The organism is Chitinophaga deserti (assembly GCF_003149455.1).
GTDB lineage: Bacteria > Bacteroidota > Bacteroidia > Chitinophagales > Chitinophagaceae > Chitinophaga > Chitinophaga deserti.
The window spans coordinates 218198-238220 of the sequence record NZ_QFFK01000010.1 but is presented as its reverse complement, the minus strand read 5'-3'; the positions used below and the strand labels follow the sequence as shown (position 1 = coordinate 238220).

15 protein-coding genes are annotated in these 20023 nt (G+C 49.5%); 5 read left to right on the top strand and 10 right to left on the bottom strand.

The genetic code is table 11. From position 1 onward, the window contains the following. Positions 1–13: 13 nt before the first annotated feature. The 3 genes from DEV76_RS21960 to DEV76_RS21950 form a co-directional block, all read right to left on the bottom strand. Positions 14–3379 (bottom strand): TonB-dependent receptor, encoded by a 3366-nt coding sequence (locus tag DEV76_RS21960; RefSeq protein WP_198652165.1) that lies wholly within the window; start codon positions 3377–3379, stop codon positions 14–16. Positions 3380–3546: 167 nt separating this feature from the next. Beyond that, complete coding sequence (locus DEV76_RS21955; protein WP_157963038.1) at positions 3547–4632, bottom strand: FecR domain-containing protein; 1086 nt, start codon at positions 4630–4632, stop codon at positions 3547–3549. A 48-nt stretch (positions 4633–4680) separates the two neighbouring features. Then, positions 4681–5226 carry an RNA polymerase sigma factor gene (locus tag DEV76_RS21950; RefSeq protein ID WP_109700084.1) on the bottom strand — a complete coding sequence of 182 codons (546 nt, stop codon included), beginning with the start codon at positions 5224–5226 and terminating at the stop codon, positions 4681–4683. Between the two features lie 441 nt (positions 5227–5667). Between DEV76_RS21950 and DEV76_RS21945 the strand changes: the two genes are divergently transcribed. Then, positions 5668–8193, top strand: coding sequence for a phosphocholine-specific phospholipase C (locus DEV76_RS21945; protein WP_109700112.1), 2526 nt, complete (start codon positions 5668–5670; stop codon positions 8191–8193). Positions 8194–8262: 69 nt separating this feature from the next. Here DEV76_RS21945 and DEV76_RS21940 read toward each other — a convergent pair whose 3' ends face one another. Continuing rightward, complete coding sequence (locus tag DEV76_RS21940) at positions 8263–9051, bottom strand: hypothetical protein (protein WP_157963037.1); 789 nt, start codon at positions 9049–9051, stop codon at positions 8263–8265. 199 nt (positions 9052–9250) lie between these two features. Further along, positions 9251–10093, bottom strand: coding sequence for an oxidoreductase (locus DEV76_RS21935; protein ID WP_109700082.1), 843 nt, complete (start codon positions 10091–10093; stop codon positions 9251–9253). A gap of 254 nt (positions 10094–10347) precedes the next feature. Here DEV76_RS21935 and DEV76_RS21930 point away from each other — a divergent pair, with 254 nt between their 5' ends. Further along, the gene (locus DEV76_RS21930) at positions 10348–10722 is read left to right on the top strand and encodes an SWIB/MDM2 domain-containing protein (RefSeq protein ID WP_109700081.1); all 375 of its coding nucleotides are present in this window, start codon (positions 10348–10350) and stop codon (positions 10720–10722) included. A gap of 180 nt (positions 10723–10902) precedes the next feature. After that, positions 10903–13278: an ABC transporter permease gene (locus tag DEV76_RS21925; protein ID WP_198652164.1), complete on the top strand. Its 2376-nt coding sequence runs from the start codon at positions 10903–10905 to the stop codon at positions 13276–13278. Here DEV76_RS21925 and DEV76_RS21920 read toward each other — a convergent pair whose 3' ends face one another. Beyond that, the gene (locus DEV76_RS21920; RefSeq protein ID WP_232827020.1) at positions 13279–15360 is read right to left on the bottom strand and encodes an alpha-ketoacid dehydrogenase subunit alpha/beta; all 2082 of its coding nucleotides are present in this window, start codon (positions 15358–15360) and stop codon (positions 13279–13281) included. It lies immediately after the preceding gene. Between the two features lie 79 nt (positions 15361–15439). Here DEV76_RS21920 and DEV76_RS21915 point away from each other — a divergent pair, with 79 nt between their 5' ends. After that, positions 15440–15874 (top strand): MarR family winged helix-turn-helix transcriptional regulator, encoded by a 435-nt coding sequence (locus DEV76_RS21915; RefSeq protein WP_109700079.1) that lies wholly within the window; start codon positions 15440–15442, stop codon positions 15872–15874. Between the two features lie 91 nt (positions 15875–15965). Here DEV76_RS21915 and DEV76_RS21910 read toward each other — a convergent pair whose 3' ends face one another. From DEV76_RS21910 to DEV76_RS21895, 4 genes are all read right to left on the bottom strand, one after another. Beyond that, entirely contained in the window at positions 15966–16577 is a 612-nt protein-coding gene (locus DEV76_RS21910) for a fumarylacetoacetate hydrolase family protein (protein WP_109700078.1), read from the bottom strand. Positions 16578–16776: 199 nt separating this feature from the next. Further along, complete coding sequence (gene pth / locus DEV76_RS21905) at positions 16777–17352, bottom strand: aminoacyl-tRNA hydrolase (protein WP_109700077.1); 576 nt, start codon at positions 17350–17352, stop codon at positions 16777–16779. A gap of 98 nt (positions 17353–17450) precedes the next feature. Further along, entirely contained in the window at positions 17451–18041 is a 591-nt protein-coding gene (locus tag DEV76_RS21900; RefSeq protein ID WP_109700076.1) for a 50S ribosomal protein L25, read from the bottom strand. 36 nt (positions 18042–18077) lie between these two features. After that, positions 18078–19028: a ribose-phosphate pyrophosphokinase gene (locus DEV76_RS21895; RefSeq protein ID WP_109700075.1), complete on the bottom strand. Its 951-nt coding sequence runs from the start codon at positions 19026–19028 to the stop codon at positions 18078–18080. Between the two features lie 140 nt (positions 19029–19168). On the opposite strand from DEV76_RS21895, the gene radC reads away from it, so the two are divergent. Further along, positions 19169–19933 (top strand): RadC family protein, encoded by a 765-nt coding sequence (radC, locus tag DEV76_RS21890; protein ID WP_109700074.1) that lies wholly within the window; start codon positions 19169–19171, stop codon positions 19931–19933. Positions 19934–20023: the final 90 nt, after the last annotated feature.

Here is a 20023-nt window from a genome sequence, read left to right as displayed (position 1 = left end):
ATCGTTGTAGCGGTTAAAATTGCGCCCTCAGCCCGAGGGTGATAGTCTTGGAAAAAGGATACCTCGCGCCGTAAGAACCCAGCTCGGGGTCCCACAGTTTAAACTTGGAGAAGGTCAGGAGGTTGGTGCCGTTGGCATATACCTGCAGTGTGCTGATACCCTTCTTCCGCATCGCGGCGGTAATAATATTATAGGCAATGGAAGCCTGTTTAAGCCGCATAAAGCTGCCGTCTTTCAACCACCAGTCACTATCTACATAGTTGTTATCGCTGGCGTTGGTAACAGTAAGGCGGGGATACCATGCATCCTGCCGGGGATTCTCCTTCGTCCAGCGGTCTTCACCTTTGGAAATAAAGCTGGAGGGATAGAGGCCTATACCTGCGAAGGGTACAATACCTACACCTACGGCAGTACCATCGTTGCGGTTGATAACGGAACCATTGGCCATAATACCCACGTCTGCCACACCGGCAAACAGGGCAGATACTTCCCATCTTTTATAACCGATGTTAAAACCATAACCGTAAGACCAGATCGGGAAAGTGGATTTACCGAGGAACGCTCTGTCGTTTGCATCAATCCTGCCATCACCGTTCAGGTCTTCAAACTTAATATCACCGGGTTGCATAGGGCGCAACTGATCAGGACTTCTGTTCACATCATCTTCATCCCTGAAAAGGCCAAGGCTTTTGTAGCCGCGGTATTCACCGAACATGGTGCCTTCAATCTGCTGGTAGGGATAAATGGCAGTAGGATTGTCTGCATTGATGATCTTATTGCGCGCATAGGTGATATTCCCGAAAAGGCGCAGCGAAACGTCTTTCCCAATATTTGTATTGTATTCCAGACTTCCGTCGAATCCTTTATTCTCCATTTCTCCGAGATTGGCGAAGATGGACATATTATTTTCCTGATAGCCACCAATTGAAGAAATCGAGCTGCGGCTGATGAGGATCTGGCGGCGGCGGTCTTTGAATACATCAAACGTGAGGTTTAATTTATCCCACAGACTTACATCCAGACCAAGGTTTGTTTTGGTAGAAGTTTCCCAGGTCAGGCCTTCAGTTCCGAATACGGTTACACCGGTACCGGGAAAATAAGTGGGCTGACTACCGAAGGAGATACCCGGCCTGCCACCATCGAGGTAAGTCAGGTACCCGAAACGATCGCCGTTAATAGCATCATTACCGGTAGTACCAATAGAGAAGCGAAGCTTCAGGAGAGAGAAAGCAGGAAGGCTTTCCATAAACTGTTCGCGGGAAATCACCCAACCTGCTGATGCAGCGGGAAAAACACCCCAGCGCTTACCCTGTTCAAAGTTCTCAGAGCCAGTTGCACCGAGGTTCCCTTCCAGCAGGTATTTATCTTTATAGCCGTAGGTAACACGGGCAGCCGCATTCTGATTACGGAAAGGAATGGAAAACTTCAGACTGCCTGAATTACCCCACTGCCTGTTACGGATAGCACCTACCAGCAGCGCGCCAATAGTATGCGGACCAAAAGAACGGTCGTAGCTCAGGTTCCCTTCAAGGTACATCATACGCTCTCCGGAAGAACCGCTGCCATATCCCAGGAATTTATCACCGATACGGGTTTGGTTAAGAACCAGGTTCCCGTCAGAATCGCGGCGTGTGGCATAATACAGATCATTCAACCCGCGGCGCTGGGTGTTAAATTCACCATAAGAGTCAAATGAAAAACGGCCGGTTGCAGTGAGCCCTTTTACAAGCCCTTCCAGGTTCTGTGTGAGGGAAAGTACAGATTGCACAGAAGGTTTAAACTCTGTGGCGTATCCCTGATTCTGAACAAGGTTGAAAGGGTTGACGCCTGAAGTATTGGGAGGCCCGGCCCAGAGGTTGCCCGGATAGGAAACCGGGAAAGAGATCGGATTGGTAGCATAAGTGCTGTACCAGATATCACCTGCAGAGGCCCCCGGGAAGCGGCTGTTTACCAGCATTGCCGCGAGATTCAGTGATAACGTGGTGGTTTTGGTAACATTAAGGTCCACATTGCTGCGGAAATCGTAACGCTTGAAATTCAGGTTGGGATTGTAACCATTCACTTTCGAAACGTCGTACTGCCCGTCCTGATTGTAAAAGGACATGGATACATAGTACCGCATGGATTCTCCCCCACCGGATACATTCACGTTTGCATTGGTCATGGGCGACCAGTCTTTATATATCTTATCTATCCAGTTTACATTCGGGTAGAGGTAAGGGTCAAGGCCGCTGGCAGTTTTCGCAATCTGTTCTTCGGAGAACATGGGCGCGTTGCCATCATTGGTACGGGCTTCGTTATGAAGCTTCATATAAGTTACTGCATCCGTCATTTCCGGAAGGCGGGTAAGCCCGTTGAAGCCGCTTTCTGCTTTGGCGGAAACTTTAGGTTTACCAGCCACACCGCGTTTGGTGGTGATGATAAGCACACCGTTTGCACCTTTAGCTCCGTACACTGCCGTGGCCGATGCATCTTTCAGGAGCGATATGCTCTGGATATCTTCAGGGTCAATATTATTGAAAGCACCACCGTAGGTACTGTTCACGTCATGCCGCTGCACACCGTCCACAATGATCAGCGGGCTCACGCTACCGGCGAAGGTGCCGATACCACGGAGCGTGAAAGTAGGGTTATCATAACCCGGTTCGCCACCACCGCTCTGCATACTGATCACACCAGCTACCTTTCCTGCGAGGGCATTGGTAAGACTGATTACCGGCGTACGCATATCCGCCATGTTAACGGAAGCAACGGAACCAGTAACGGTTACTTTCTTCTGTTTACCAAAACCAACAATTACCACCTCATTCAGCTTATCAACTTTGGCGGAGAGCGTCACTTTCAATGTACGCTGGCCGGTGTAGGGAACCTCAACGGGCGTCATACCTATCATGGCCACGCGCAGCACCTGGCCGTTGCTGACCGTGATGCTGAACACCCCCATTTCATCGGTAGCCGTTCCGCGCGAAGTGCCGTTAACCGCCACCGTAGCTCCGGGCAGCGGATTCCCTTCAGGATCCATCACCTGCCCGCGCACGGTAGCTTCCTTCGGCGCTTCTTCCTGCGCTACTACCGGTTTGGTTACCGGTGGGGCAGGTTTACGGTCGAGAACAATACGGTTGCTGCGCACCTGGTACACTACATTGCGCCCTTTCAGCACAAAATCCAGTACCTCCTGCAACTTTGCATTCCGGAAATTCAGATCCAGCTTTTCGTTGTCGTTCAACAGCTGGTTACTGTACACCAGCGTTAAACCCGTTTGTTTCTTAATGGAGCGGAACACCTGGAGGATAGACATATCTTTTCCCGAGATATTCACCGCTTTCTGCAGGGCAGGGTCCTGTACCTGCGCGAATGCGGGAATCAACGTGGAAAACATCAGACATAAAATCACCAGGGATCGCACTGCCTGCCGGCAATTGCGCATACATTTTCTCATGTGGAAAAAATTGGTTTTGGTTGATATCAAATCAACATAACTACAACTGCCACCTCAATTCGGGTGACAGTCTGTAAAAGTTTTTTTTCTGTGGGGGGAAGAATGGATTAGTGCACTTTAACGGTTTGCCCGTCGTAGTCTATGGTGCCACCGGTGGTAATGGTCAGATCGTTCAGGAATTCCTGCAGCCGTGCCCTGTCCATCAGGCCGGTAACCTGAACATCGTTGAATTTGCCGGGTGCCGCTGTAAAGGATAGCCCGTAAAACCGGGATGCCTCCTCCATAAGTTCGGGTATGGAAGCCCGGTGGTAATATGCGATGCCTTTCATCCAGCTGAGTACTTCCTCGGCCTCAAAGGGAGCTGCATGAAGCGCCGAGCCGCTGGCTTCTGCCTGCTGCCCCGGTTCCAGCTTTAGCTTTTGGCCATTGCGTGCCTGTAACTGCACACTGCCCTCGACCAACGCAGTTTTATCGTTGCCGGGTGTGTAGGTGTTTACGTTAAAAGAGGTACCCAGTACCTGTACATCGGCTTGCCGGGTATGTACTATAAAAGGACGGTTCGCTTCTTTGGCCACTTTGAAATAAGCTTCTCCTTCCACGGTCACTTCCCGGGTATTGCTTCCGAAGTTAAAAGGGAAATGGAGGCGGGAGGAGGCATTAAGCCAAACCTCAGTACCATCGGAAAGCATCAGGCGGTAGTTGCCGCCTGCAGGTACGTTGAGTACGGTAACGGTGGTATCCCTGCTTTCGTAGTTAAGCTGGCCGTTGTCGGAGCGGAGGGTTGCCTGATCGAGCGCCACGGTTTGTGTGGAACTGTCCGGATGAAAATGGACTGTTTTGCCATTGGCCAGTGTGAGGCTTACTCCGGGAATTGGAGCAACAGCATTTTTTGCCGTGAACGCTGGTTGTTGCGGAGTGTATAAACGGGCTGCAAGCCATATACCTGCCCCCAGGAGCACTGCTGCGGCAGCATATGGTACCCAGCTGCGGGAAATGCGCTTTTCCGGCCTGCGCTGCCTCATTTCGGCAAGCCCTTCATCGGGCACAACTGCTTTCACATAAACAGCGGTACGTTGTGAGCGGGCATCGGCAGTGAGGGCTTCCCAGGCTTCCCGGAAAGCAGGATCTTCTTCCAGCTTCCGTTCAATGCCGGCTTCCTCTTCCGGCGAAAGTTCACCGGAAAGCTTGTGCATATATAATTGAAATATGTGATCCTGGTACTCCATGATTCGGTTAACAAGTTATGGTTTTTTCTGATGAATCACCGACCGCAGGAGTTTCAGCCCCCGCTTCAGGTGCGTTTTGAAAGAGTTGACGCTGATGCCCATCTCGTCTGCAGCTTCCTGATAGCGCTTGCCTTCCATGTATACCATGTGAATAGCCATGCGCTTTTGTCCCGTCACCTGTTCTAATGAGGATTGCAGCTGCCGGTAGTACTCTCCGCCGCTCCCCTCCTGCTCCGGCCTCCAGCTCTCATCCTGCAGGTTCGAAAACGCCTCCTGATGCCCTTCGCGGATCTTCTCTCTTTTCATATGATTCAGGCAACGGTTTTTCACGGCCATATGTAAATAGCCTTTCACATCCCCGTTAAACTGGAAATACAATTTCTTGTCCCATATGTCCATGAAGAAAGTCTGTACGAGGTCCTTCGCCTCCTGTTCCTGTTGAAGAAACCAGAAAGCATTGGCGCATAGCACCTTATAATATTTCAGGAACAATGCGTCGAATGCGGTAACGTCTCCCTCTTTCAGCCGGTCTACCAATAGTGTGTCTGGAGCTTGATCCATAACGTATGCTTAACCCCGAATGAATGCTGTAGTCTTATGTAAGTCTGATGGTTGATTCCGATGCCCTAAGTTAAAAAAATTCCCGCGGTAATTCCGCATGGCATTTTTTGCACCGTCATTGCTTCAGCGAACCTTCAGCGATCCTCCATCCAACCTTCTTCCATCCTCCATCCAAACACCATCAAACCCTTACTGCGGCTGAACACGGATGGAGGATGGATGGAGGATGCCCTCAAACCCTTGCCAACACAGCATATCACTGAAGGATCACAGGAAGTTCACAGAAGAACGGCGGGAGCATGTCAGCCCGCTTTAAAAATATGTTATGTGGTAGGAATGGGTTTCATTTTAAGGTTTCATATCCGTTCATATTATTTTAATATACTTAAAAAATGTTTTTTACTATTTTACCTCCCTATATCTGCACAAACCACGTTTACCATGGATAACAGAAGGGAATTCCTCCGGAAATCAATGCTATTATCAGGCGCAGCAGGCCTGTCTACTTTTATGCCCGGCTCCATACAGCGCGCGCTGGCTATCGAACCGGCACCAGGCACCAGCTGGGCCGATGCCGAACATATCGTCATCCTCATGCAGGAAAACCGGTCGTTCGATCACTGCTTCGGCACCCTCCAGGGCGTCCGCGGCTTTAATGATCCCCGTGCCATCACCTTACCCGACAGGAAACCGGTATGGCTGCAAACCGATAAAGAAGGGAAAACCTACTCTCCCTTCCGGCTCGATCTGAAAGACAGTAAAAGCACCTGGATGGGCGCACTCCCCCATGGGCGTCACGATCAGGTGGATGCCAACAATAAGGGCAAGTATGACAAATGGCTGCTCGTGAAGCAATCCGGCAAAGCCAACTGGCACAACATGCCCCTTACACTGGGGTATCACACCCGCGAGGATATCCCGTTCAACTATGCCCTTGCTGATGCTTTTACCATCTGCGATCAGAATTTCTGCTCTGCCATGACCAGCACTACGCCTAACCGCTCGTTCTTCTGGACAGGTAAAATCACCGTTCCCGAAAACGGCGAGGCCAAAGCACACATCCGCAATACTGATTACAGCTATGGTAAACTGGGCTGGGAAACCTTCCCGGAACTGCTCTCTCAAAACGGTGTAAACTGGAAGTTCTACCAGAACGATTTGTCGTGCGGAGGCGGTTTTGTGGGAGAAGAACGTTCCTGGCTGGCCAACTTCGGCTGCAACCTGCTAGAGTTCTTTAAGGTATACAACGTGAAATTCTCCGACCGCTATGTTACCAACCTGCAAAAGCAGCTGGATGAATTACCGGCCGAAATACGCGCATTGAATGAAGCGAGCCCTTCTTCTGAAGAAACCGCCCGCAAAAACAAGGCGGCCATCAAAAAGAAACAGGAAGCGCTCGATAATGCCACGGCAGAAATGGCCCAATGGAGTGCAGAGAGCTACGCTAAACTGTCTGCCGGACAGAAAGATCTTTTCCACCGTGCATTCGTCATCAATAAAAACGATCCCCAGTTCAGGAAACTTTCTCAATTGGAATATGATGATAATGGTAACCAACGTAAGCTGCCTGTGCCCGCAGGAGATCTGTTCTGGCAGTTCCGGAAAGATGTGGAGGAAAGCAAATTACCAACAGTATCCTGGCTGGCCAGTCCGCAGAACTTCTCCGATCACCCCAGTGCCCCCTGGTATGGAGCCTGGTATGTGTCTGAAGTGATGGACATTCTCACCAAAAATCCCGAGGTATGGAAGAAGACCATTTTCATTGTTACCTACGATGAAAACGATGGTTACTATGACCACGTGCCTCCCTTCTCTATACCTGACAGCAACAAACCCGGAACAGGCAAAGTATCTGCCGGGATTGATACGGAAATTGAACACGTACGCCTGAAGAACGAACTGGCACAGGGCGTTGCCGAAAAGCATGCCCGCGAAGCACCGATAGGCCTGGGTTACAGGGTTCCGCTCATCATCGCCTCGCCATGGAGCCGTGGCGGCAAAGTTTGCTCTGAGGTATTTGACCATACATCCACCCTTCAATTCCTTGAAACATTCGTACAGCGCAAATTCAATAAGAAAATAAAGAGCGGAAACATCAGTGAATGGCGCCGTACCATCTGTGGCGATCTAACTTCGGCATTCAGCGAAACGGATGCCGTACCTTCTTCCAAACTGCCTTTCCTCGATCAGAAAAAATTCGTGGAAACGATATATAGCGCCCAGTTTAAAGACCTGCCCTCCGGCTTCCGCGAAATCCGTGGAGAAGAGCTGGAGCGTATGATTGCACATCCTGAAACTGCCAATCCGCTGGCACGGCAGGAAACAGGTACCCGTCCTGCATGCGGACTGCCCTATGAACTGCACGCTGCAGGTGAATGGGATGCGAAGCGAGAGGTATTTGTAATCCGCATGGGTGCGGGTAATAAACTTTTCGGCCAAAAATCGTCCGGCTCTCCGTTTACTGTTTATGCACCGGAAAGCTTTGCAGGGGAAGTATGCCGCAACTGGCATTTCGCAGCAAAAGCCGGCGACCAGCTTACTTACGATTGGCCCCTCTCCGATTTCGCATCCGGTAAATACGTACTGAGGCTCCACGGGCCAAATGGTTTCTACCGCGAGTTCCGTGGTAGCAAACAGGATCCGGGGCTGCGTGTGGATTGTATGTATGAAACTACCGGTAAATCGAAAGGTCCCAGTGGTAACATTTTCCTCCAGCTGGAAAACCGTAGTGGCAAATCGCTGAAGGTTACTCTGAAGGATCATGGTTACGGAAAATCAGATAATACCATTACTCTGGCACCCGGTGCCAAAAAGGATATTATGGTAAACCGCAGCGAATACAAGGGCTGGTATGATTTCAGTGTAACTGCAGATCAGTTCCCCGAATGGTCGCAACGTTTTGCCGGCCGTGCGGAAACCGGAAAAGAAACCATCACCGATCCTGTAATGGGGAAAGCTATTGCATAATAAGTAAGGTATCAAAATAACAACAGCCGGCTCCATGAGGATGCCGGCTGTTGTTATTTATAAAGTTGGCTACTGGCTGAAATCCGCATAGCCCTTCGGAGTATATTTATAATTATAGGTAAAAGTACTCCTGTATTCACCACGCAACCCGCCGTTTTCATGATAACCATGCTGGTAACCTCTTAATGGATTATTATCAGACTGGGCACGGTCTAGCATATCTTCCCACAATATCAGTCCTTTCAGCGGATTGAGTTTATCATCATATTCAAGGAAAACGGTTACCTCATGCGCAAACAGTCTTTCATTCTCATACTTATCAATAGTAATTGTTTTCACATTGCCTTTATTATCGTGCAGATATTCCGTACGGGTCATTATGTTGTTACGGCGCTTCTCTGTATAAGCCAGCTTATCCTTTCCTTTAAAGTAAAACTGCGTGGTTTCGCCGGTAGTAGTATTAATCAGCATATGCAGTCGGCCACGCTGCACAACAATTTTCCGAATATTGGTTGGTACTACGGAAGAGGCCATTAAACTGTAAGTACGAATAAAGATAGTATCCTTCGCATATTCTACTCCATCATACAGCATATATGTAAAGCTGCCCCATGTTGTGCCGCTTCCCGGAGTAAAAACGCCCCATCTGGCCACAGCTGCATGTCCGGACCATAGAAGCGCGTACTTCATATCCCCGGGGATCGCTCCCGGAACCGGCGTAACCAGGCTGCCCTGTTTGGTATAACGGATCGACACACTGTCTACCCGTGTAATCGGTGGTGGATTTAATATCTCTGATTTCTTACAGGAAAAGAAGCCGATGGCTAAAAGGCAAAAGGAAAGGGTCCGGGAAAGCATAGATTTCAGGTTGAAGGGATTGTCTTATCCGAATTTACGTTATTTCCCCTCCTAACTTCCGTGATATTTTAGCTGGATAAAATTGCCCACGCATACTTATTCAGAATCAAAAAGATAGGCCGGAATGGAATAATCCAGGCTCCTTTTACAGGAAATGGGCGGATAATAAAAAGGAGGCCAGGTGGCCTCCTTCCTGATACTAAGCATGTTCAAAACCCGTAGCGGTGGCCAGTGGCCTCACTGCATCGAGGTCGGCCTGTACGGCTGCGATTTTTTGTTCTGCCAGCTGGTAGGCGTCTTCACCGAGGAACAGGTGAAGGGGTGCGGTTCCATCTTCCAAAACCTGTATCATGGCTGCTGCAGCTTTATCCGGATCTCCTGCCTGCCGGCCATTATAGTCGTGCTGATGCAGGGACTGTACGGCGCGGACATTGGCATATTCCGGAATTTCCCGTGCAGGTAAACCTAAGGAAGCGCCCAGGAAGTCTGTACGGAAATACCCCGGCGAAACTACGGTAACGCCTATTCCGAAGGGTTTTACTTCCTGCGCGAGCGACTCGGAAAAGCCATGCACGGCAAACTTGGTAGCACAATAGATACCGAAAGCCGGGAACGCGCCTGTAAATCCGCCGATGGATGCGATATTAAAGATGTGCCCCTTACCCTGGCTGCGCATTTGTGGCAACGCCTGGCGGATTACATTGAGCGTGCCGAATACATTAATATCAAAATTTGCCCTTGCTTCCGCATCGGTCAATTCCTCGATAGCTCCTACAAGGCCGTACCCTGCGTTGTTCACGACAACGTCAACAGTTCCAAAATGCGCCACAGTGGCAGCAATCGCTTCAGCTACATGGGCCTCATCGAGAATATTGAGGGTCAGGGGGAGGAAATTCGTGGCAGTTTCGCCTATAGCAGCCACCAGCTCTTCCCTTCGGCGGGACGTTGCAGCCACACGATAACCTTTGCGGAGGAGGGTTTGGGCCAAAGAAAGCCCCAGGCCTTTGGAGGCCCCGGTTACAAACCAGACTTGATTGTTCATTGATTGTCAGTTAAAAGGTGAAGATCCTGTTCGGATTACTTCAGCAAAGGTAAGGGACGTTTTAAGCAGGGATTTTACACCTAAGAAAGGGAAAATTGCATATTTCAAACCGCCCGCAACCCCTTTTCGGAGAAAAAAATGGGTTTTCCGGGGGGAATGGCATGATTTTGATGGAATAAGTTGAACCAGGAATAGATTGGACTGTTTATATTAGTGCTATCAAATCCTTTTTAACACATTAAATCTCGCGAATCATGGCAAAATCGGTGAAGCAGCCCGCAAAGACGGCCGCAACCAGCACTACGGCTAAGAAAGCCGCCACCCCTAAAGCTGCTGCTAAAGCAGCAGCACCCAAAAAGGCTGCCGCCAAAACTGCCCGCAAACCTAATGCGGCTTTCATGGCACCGCTTACGCCCAGTGCTGACCTTGCAGCGGTTATTGGATCCACTCCACTCCCCAGAACTGAAGCCACTAAAAAAATCTGGGATTACATCAAGAAAAACGACCTCCAGGACGCTAAGAACAAACGCATGATCAATGCGGATGCTAAACTGGCGATCGTTTTCGGTGGTAAAAAACAGGTATCCATGTTCGAACTGGCGGGTATCGTTAACAAACACCTGAAATAATCCTGCCGGATAAGAATTTATAAAAAGGAGGCCCTGCGCCTCCTTTTTTAATGCCCCATGTTCATTTCCGAACATCTTCCTGTACTAAATCGGACGATCTGCACTTACTAACCAACTGAATATCAATAGTTATTTACTTTGGCCTTTTTTATGCCAGTGAATCGGCTCATCTGGTCATGTATGTGGAAAAACCAAATCGTTACTGCCTGGCGCCGTTTAAAAAACAACAAGCCCTACGCTATTATTAATATCGCCGGACTGGGCGCCAGCCTCGCCTGCGCCATCATTCTTTACCTTTTTATCGGTTACCATCTGCGGTTTGATAATTTCCATCCGGACAGCGACCGTATTTTCCGCATCAGCTCCCGTACCATGTACGGAACGGAAGATTTCAACGAGGGAGTACCACAGCCACTGGGTAAAGCACTCCGCAACGATTATCCGTATTTCGAAGATGTAGCCATGCGGGTTACACGGGGCCGGCCGCTTATTACCGTGCAATCCGGTAAAGACCAGGTCAAATTTACCGCACGGCCGGCATTCGTTGAGCCATCCTACTTCCGCATCCTTAACTTCCCTATCATTCAGGGTAACCCCGAAACCGCGCTCAAGGAGCCTTACAGTGCCATCATCACTCAAAAAACGGCCGAGAACTTCTTTCCCGGACAAGATCCGATCGGCAAACAATTCCGTCTTTCCAATTCCATTACATTCACCGTACGTGGCATCGCGAAAGATATGCCGGTGAATACCGACCATCCACTCGACATTTTCCTCTCCTATTCCGCCTATAAAGACATCAACCCTTACATGGCCAGCGATAGCAGCTGGGGCAGTATTGCGAGTTCTATTCAATGCTATGTAAAACTGAAAGCAGGCATCAGCCCGGAACAGGTAACATCCATATTCCCGCAGGTCATTAAGAAATATAATCCGGATCAGGAAGGGATGAATTTTGTTATGCAGCCCATCAGAGACCTGCATTTCGACACCCGGTTCAGCGGCACCATTCAGAAAAAGTATTTATGGTCGCTTGCATGGATGGGTGCCTTTCTCGTGTTTACGGCCTGTATAAATTTCATTAATCTTTCTACCGCACAGTCACTCCGCCGCTCACGCGAAATAGGAGTGCGCAAGGCATTAGGCAGCACACGGCTGCAGATTTTCAGCCAGTTCCTGTCAGAAACATTCATTATAGTGGCAGCTGCAGTAGCCATAGCCATTGCAGGTGTGGCAATTGCCCTTCCATTACTCAATAAAACACTGTTTACCGATATCACGCTTGACAGCAACAACATAATAATGCTGTCTGTATTCGCGGTATTGCTTTTGGCTGTGGTGATGTTACTCGCCGGGTATTACCCGGGCATCATGCAGGCGAAACTGAATCCTATCAAGGCTTTACGCGCACATTCCGCAGCTGGCGGGAAAGGCCGGTTCCCCCTCCGGCGAACGCTTATCATCATCCAGTTCGTCATCATGCAGGTGATGATCGTAGGCGCCATTGTTATTGCCCGGCAAATGCATTATTCCATGCATGGCGATACAGGCATGGAGAGAAAAGGTGTGATGCTAATTAGGATACCAGAACAGCAGTCATCAGCATTGCAAACACTCCGCAACCGTATTACTCAACTGGCGGGTGTTGTGGATGCCACCTATTGTAATGCGGCTCCATTATCCAACACCAACCGCACTACCAGTGTGCGGATTGAAGGGCGGAAAGAAAATGAAGATTTCGAGATCAGCGTGAAATTAGTAGACAAAAACTACCTCTCCACTTTCGGGATACAATTGATCGCGGGTAACAACCTCCCGCTGTCTGATACCGCCAACGGCATGCTGGTGAATGAAACGATGCTGCGTAAACTACACATGGCTTCCGCCAATGATATTATCGGCAAAACCATCAACATAAATAACCAAAACATAGCAGTACGCGGAGTATTCCGCGATTTTCACACGCAAAGTTTTCATAGTGATCTGGAACCGCTTTGCATGTATTCAGACATAAGCGAATGGGATCAGCTGGCGGTGAAAATAGACATGCAGCAGGCCTCAACTTTGCAACCGGCAATAGAAAAGATGTGGAACGAAACGTTCCCGGCCTATCTGTACCGGTCCGAATTTATGGACGATGATATTGCGGAGATGTACGAGGCCGAAACAATGCTGATGCAGCTTGTTGAGATATTCGCCTTCGTGGCAGTGCTCATCGGATGCCTGGGATTATATGGACTGATCAGCTTTATGGCCGTACAGAAAAAGAAGGAAATCGGGGTACGGAAAGTACTGGGAGCAAGCGTTCCGTCTGTAATCTGGCTCTTTGGCCGGGAATTCACGATGATGCTGATAGCAGGCTTCTTAGCGGCAGCACCATTATCCTGGTGGCTGATGAGCAATTGGCTGAAAAGCTTCCATTACCGCATAGACATCGGCGGAGATATTTACCTGATCACCATTTTACTGTGCGCAGCTATTACGGCGCTCACAGTCGGGTATACATCTATCCGCGCAGCATTGATGAACCCGGCTGTGAGCCTGAAAACGGAGTAATTAATATGCAAGAATCTCCCGTATCTGGGCTATTACTTTTTCCGGCGTTGGGAGCATTTGTTTTTCCAGTTCCATGTTCAGGGGAACGGCCGGCAGATCCAGGGCTCCAAAAGTAAATACCGGTGCGTCGAGGAAACGGAAGCAATTCCGGGAAATCCTCGCGGCAAGCGATTCTGCGAAGGAATTTCCAAGCTGCTCTTCCGTCAGTACCAGACATTTACCCAGTTTTTTCACGGAAGCATATATCAGTTCCTCATCCAGCGGGAATAAAGTGCGGAGGTCGATGATCTCTACTTTCCCCGGAAACTGTGCCGCAGCGGCTTTTGCCCAGTAAACACCCATACCGTATGTGATAACGGTGAGGCCATCCTCACTTTCCTGCACCACACGGCCCTTGCCCAGCGGGAGTATATAATCTGCCGCAGGCTCAATGGTCATAGCGTCCTGCGTTCCCGGAACTTTACTCCAGTAAAGCCCCTTATGTTCCAGCATCACCACCGGGTTAGGATCAAGGAATGCTGCTTTCATAAGACCTTTCAGATCGGCTGCATTACTGGGATATACCACTTTAATGCCCTTTACCGTCAGCAATGTGCTTTCCACACTTCCTGAATGATAAGGCCCGCCACCGCCGTATGCCCCTATTGGTACACGTATGAGTGACTGCACAGGAAATTTCCCGCAAGACAGATAACAACTTTTCGATAGCTCTGTTACCAGCTGGTTGAACCCGGGATAGATGTAATCGGCGAACTGCACTTCCACGATGGGCTTCACTCCTGTGGCGGAAAGTCCGGCTGTGCTGCCAATGATATATGCTTCCTGGATAGCGGTATTATAAACCCGGTCGTCACCAAACTTCTCCGCCAGCGTGGCTGCTTCACGGAAAACTCCTCCCAGCCTGCGCCCTACATCCTGTCCGAATAAAATAGCTTCAGGGTGTGCGGCCATAATTTCTTCGATGGCATGCAGTGCGGCATCCACCATAACTACTTTGCTTCCTCCAGCGGGCAGGCGGTCTCCCGATTCTGCCGTTACAGGCGTAGGGGCAAATACATGATCGCGCACAGTGGCGGGGTCAGGATCCGGACTGGCTACGGCGGCGGAGAAAGCTTCTTCCACTTCGCGCTGCGCATCCAGCTCTATATCTGTTGCATCACGCACATTGCCTATCTGGCTGCGGAGGCGTGGCAAAGGATCGCGGGATTGATGACGGGCAAGGTCTTCCGGCGTACGGTACCATTCCCGGCGCACCCCTGATGTATGGTGCCCCAGCAGGGGCACGGTGGCATGCACCAGGATGGGTTTACGCTCGGTTCGTACAAAAGATATGGCGGATTCCATGGCGCGGTAGCTGGCTTCAAAATCAGCCCCATCTACCCGGATGCGCTCCAGGCCCTTGAACCCTGCGGCATATTCGTAGGCATCCATGGCACGGGCTTCATCCGCACTCACACTGATGCCCCAGTCATTATCCTGCACAAGGAAAATAATGGGCAGTTGCTTTAGAGCCGCAAACTGGAATGCTTCACTCACTTCCCCTTCCGTAACGCTTCCATCGCCGAGGGAGCACAGTACCACGGGGCGGTCTCCCGCATCCAGCAGACCCGCATTTTCAAGATATTGAACCCCTTGCGCCATACCCGTTGTAGGAATCACCTGCATGCCTGTAGCGCTGCTTTGGTGGGGGATAACCGGTTTATCGGTATCCCGGCTGCTGGGGTGGCAGTAATAGGAACGCCCGCCGCTGAAGGGGTCTTCCCCTTTGGCGAGGAGCTGGAGCATGAGGGTATAGGGAGAAAATCCCAGCGCGAGCATCATGGCATCGTCGCGGTAATACGGACTTACATAATCGCAGGGCTTTAGCTGTAGACCGGCGGCAATCTGGATGGCTTCGTGCCCTGCTGAGGTGGAATGCACATATTTACAGATGGGGCGGTTAGCTTCATATTGATCTGCCATGCGGCGTGCTGTGCACATGAGGCCATACGCCTGGCGGAGGAGGGCCTGGAAGGCAGGGTCCTCCTCCCGGTGCGTAATGGTGGCTTTCAAAACAGGAACGCTTATGTTATCTTTAAGCACGTAATATTGTTTTGGTGATGATGGCCGGTATCTTATAGATAGTTGCCATAGCAACTATTGCTACTGCAAATTAAAGAATATGCATGAATCTTTCGTGAGTAATCCGTCTTTTTTTAAGCTGGATGCCACATTAAAAAAAATTAAGAATTACTGGCAGAAGAATTTCGATGCCCGGGGATTGGCCATTACGGTAGATCAGTGGCTGGTCATTGAAAACCTGTACAAGCATAAGCGCATTACACACAACGAGTTAGCTAAGCTAACCTCGAAAGATATCACAACGGTTTCCCGGATTGTGGAGTTACTGGTGCGGAAGGAGCTGGTGGAGCGCCAGGGGTCTACAGACGACCGGCGGAAGGTATTTCTGCAATTAACGCCTGAGGGGGTGAGTAAGTATAAGGAAGTGAGGCCATTGGTGCTGGAAATGCGCGAAACAGGCTGGAAGAACCTGACTGAAGGGGATTTTCAGGAAATGACGCGGATTCTGGATGTGATTTATTCGAACATTCCTTAAAAAGAAAAAATTAAAAAGGAAAAAGCCCGTACTCTTTTAACTTTTTAATTTTTACTTTTTCTGACTGGCAGAACCGATGAACGGGTAGCGGTTATTTGACCATGAATTCCAGCAGACTGTCGTTTTCGATGAACGCTTCAAGGGTATCACCAATTTCAACGGGGCCTACGCCTGCGGGGGTACCGGTAAAGACGAGGTCTCCGATGTTGAGGGTGAAAAACCGGGAGATGTGTGCAATCAGTTTGTCAAAAGAAAACAGGAGTTCTGTTGTATTTCCCTGCTGGACGATTTCCTTGTTTTTGTAAAGGCAAAAATTCAGATCTTTCAGATCCAGCGTTTCTGTAATAGGAATAAACTTACCTACAACTGCTGAATTATCGAACGATTTGGCGATTTCCCAGGGGAGGCCTTTTTCTTTTTGCTTCTCCTGCAGATCGCGGGCGGTAAAGTCGATGCCAACCGAAATATGATCGTAATATTTACTGGCAAATCTTTCCTGGATGTGTTTCCCATTTTTAGAAATCCGCAGCACCAGCTCACATTCATAATGGAGGTTATCCGTGAATTCCGGATAATAGAAGGGATGGTTGTTTTGCAGCAGGGCATTCTTTGGTTTCATGAAAATCACGGGTTCGGAGGGCACTTCGTTCTTCAATTCTTCTGCATGTTTGGCATAGTTTCTTCCAACGCAGATAATTTTCATAATGCGTGTATTTTGTAAGGTTAATAAAGCCTATGGTTTGACCCATAGCTCACAATACATTGCCCACTGTGCGTACTATCATCCGGATGATGGCAGAAAAAAAATCCGGTTGATATAACGATCAGTGGTACACGGATCATGACCTATAGCGGTGTAAGGTGGGAGGCACCTTTCGGCATGAAATATACAATTTACATTTCTATAATGGAAAAGTAACGTTGTTATAATTGTTCATAGATCGTTGTAATCCGATAGTGGCAAAACTTTCCACTATTTCCACGCACTTATCAATCTTTTGCTGCACAACCGGTTCTTCTTTGGCAGACCATTTACCGAGCACATAATCCACCTGCCGGCCTTTCGGAAAATCGTTTCCGATACCGAAACGGAGGCGGGGATATTGATTGGTGCCTATGGATTCCTGGATGCTTTTGAGGCCGTTGTGCCCTGCATCGCTGCCACCCGGGCGGATACGGATGGATTCAAGGGGCAGTGCCAGCTCGTCTACGATAACCAGCACATTTTCCACAGGTATTTTCTCTTTATCCATCCAGTACTTAACTGCACGGCCGCTGAGATTCATATAGGTGGTTGGTTTGATCACAACAAAGGTTTTGCCTTTCCAGCGAATCTCCGCTACATCCGCCAGCCGGTCGCTCCGGAAAACAGCCTGATGTTTGGCAGCAAAGGCGTCTGCCACATCGAATCCGATGTTGTGGCGGGTGTGATGATATTCCGGCCCAATGTTGCCTAATCCGACGATTAAATATTTCATATGGGGAGGCTAAAATTGTCCCGCTTGTTACGGGATGCCAAAAATAAAAAGCCCGGCCGATATTCTGCCGGGCTTTTTAATATAATTATTTTGCCAATTTATTTCTTCTTGGCATCCTTCTCGGCAGCAGCTTCTTCTTGTTTCAGCTGACGCGTCATTACAACGGAAGCAACGGGGATACGTGCAGAGTTGAGGATTTCGATACCTTCAGCTTTCACGTCTTCCACACGGAGGTTCTCGTTGAGGTTGAGGTTAGTGATGTCGAGTTCCAGGTTCTCGCGCAGATCTTTAGGCAGCGCTTTCACCTTCAGCGTTTTCATTTTCACTACCAGTTTACCACCTGCTTTAACACCTACAGACTGGCCGGTAACTTTCAGGGGCAGGGAAGCAACTACTTTCTTGCCTTCTACGAGTTCCAGGAAGTCTACGTGCGAAAGAACGTCAGTTACGGTATCGAACTGCAGATCCTTCAGGATAGCACGGTAAGTTTTGCTGCCCAGTTTAATTTCAGCAACCTGAAAATCAGGTGTGTAAACCAGGTCTTTAAAAGCAGTAGCCGGAGCGGAAAATGCTACGATTTCTGCACCCCCATAAATAACGCAAGGCACTTTTTCCTCAGAACGGAGAAGGCGGGTGGCTTTTTTGCCGAATTCGCTTCTGAGTTGTCCTTCGATGGTTATTGATTTCATTGTTTAAACATTTATGATGTAAAAAAATACACTTGGTTATGGCATCCGGCGCTGGCTGTGAATGAACAGGCTGGTGATGGATTTGTTTTCGTACATGTTGCGGATGGCAACTGCGAAAAGTTCGGCCACGCTGATCACTTTTATCTTAGCGCTTTCCTGTTTGAGCGGGATGGTATCGCATACCACCAGTTCTTCGAGGATGGAGTTTTCGATGTTTTCGTACGCCTTGCCGCTGAAAACGGGGTGGGTACAAAAAGCTCTTACAGAACGGGCGCCTTTTTCCTTCAGGAGGGCAGCCGATTTTGTAAGCGTTCCTGCCGTGTCGCAGATGTCATCGATAAGTACGATGTCCTTATCAGTTACATCCCCGATTACCACCATGGAAGCGATCTCGTTGGCACGTTTGCGATGCTTATCACAGATAACCATTTCAGCATTGAAATAACTTGCCACTTCACGTACACGGGTGGTAGAACCCACGTCAGGGGACGCAAAGGTAAGGTTTTTCAGCTTGAGATTCTCTATATAAGGTATAAAAATCGCCGAGCTGTCGAGATGGTCAACCGGGATATCGAAGAAACCCTGGATCTGTGGAGCATGTAAATCCATAGTAATCACCCTGTTAGCCCCAGCGGCTGTTAACAGATTGGCGATCAGCTTGGAACCGATGGCCACACGCGGCTTATCTTTCCGGTCCTGCCGGGCAAACCCGAAATACGGGATAACGGCAGTAATATAACCGGCAGAAGCGCGCTTGGCGGCATCTATCATGAGCAGCAGCTCCATGAGATTGTCGGACGGGGCATTGGTACCCTGAACGAGGAAAACGTAATCACCGCGGATACTTTCCAGGAAAACTGGCTGGAATTCGCCGTCGCTGAACTTCTGGATATTTACTTTACCCAGACCGTTTCCATATCTGGCGGCGATTAGCTCTGCCAGAGCGGGGTTACTGTTACCCGTAAAGATTTTAACCGATGGATTCATGACAAAGAAAAGAGGTTGCAAAACTAAGATTTTAATTGCGGATATGTGGAAAAAAATCTGGCAGGGAAGCTGAAATGTTTACTAAATATTTTAGCAAAACCGGAAATTTAGGAGTAATTTGAAATGAATTTGTAAGAAGTATGCAAGCCATTTATGTTAACCCCTCCTACTGCGAGCCTGCGCCGCAGCGGCGATTGAAGGTGGTAAAGCGCCGCCGTATTAAGGAATGGCCGGAAGATGACCGGCCACGCGAAAAGATGTTGCGGGCAGGCCCGGCGGCTGTCAGTATCACTGAATTATTAGCCATTATCATTAATTCCGGCACTCCGGAAAAGTCGGCCCTGGATCTGGCCCGGGATATTCTCGGCAGTTGCGGGAATGATCTGCGCGAACTGGAGCGGCTGGATATGCGGGAACTCCGTAACTTCCGGGGCATCGGGGCCAAAAAGGCGGCTACCATCCTCGCGGCACTGGAATTGTGCCGGCGGCGGCAAATGTGCCCCCTCCTGGAAAAGCCGGTGGTTTCATCCATCGAAGATGCTGCAGATTATCTTCGCCCCTTACTGGCCGGGCAGCCCCGTGAAAGCTTCTACGTGCTTTTCCTGAACCATGCCAACAAAGTAGTATATCAGTCCTGTATCAGCACAGGCGGCATCACATCCACCACCGTGGATCCCAGGGTCGTGTTCCAGATTGCCCTGCAGCATAAAGCCACCCGCATTTTGCTGAGCCACAATCACCCCTCCGGTACCCTGCAGCCCAGTAAGGCCGATATCAACATCACCCGTAAACTCCAGGAAGGCGGGCGCCTCCTCGACATTGAAGTCCTCGACCACCTGATCGTTTCTGAAAACGGCTATCACAGCCTCCGGGAAGATGGCGTGTTGAGAGATCTGGGAGAGTAGTTGAAAAAATGAAATTACCATAGAATACCGTGGGAATCCCGCCGGATGAAGATAATTTGGGATGTGGAGCATAGCCCTGCTGTGCTCCGC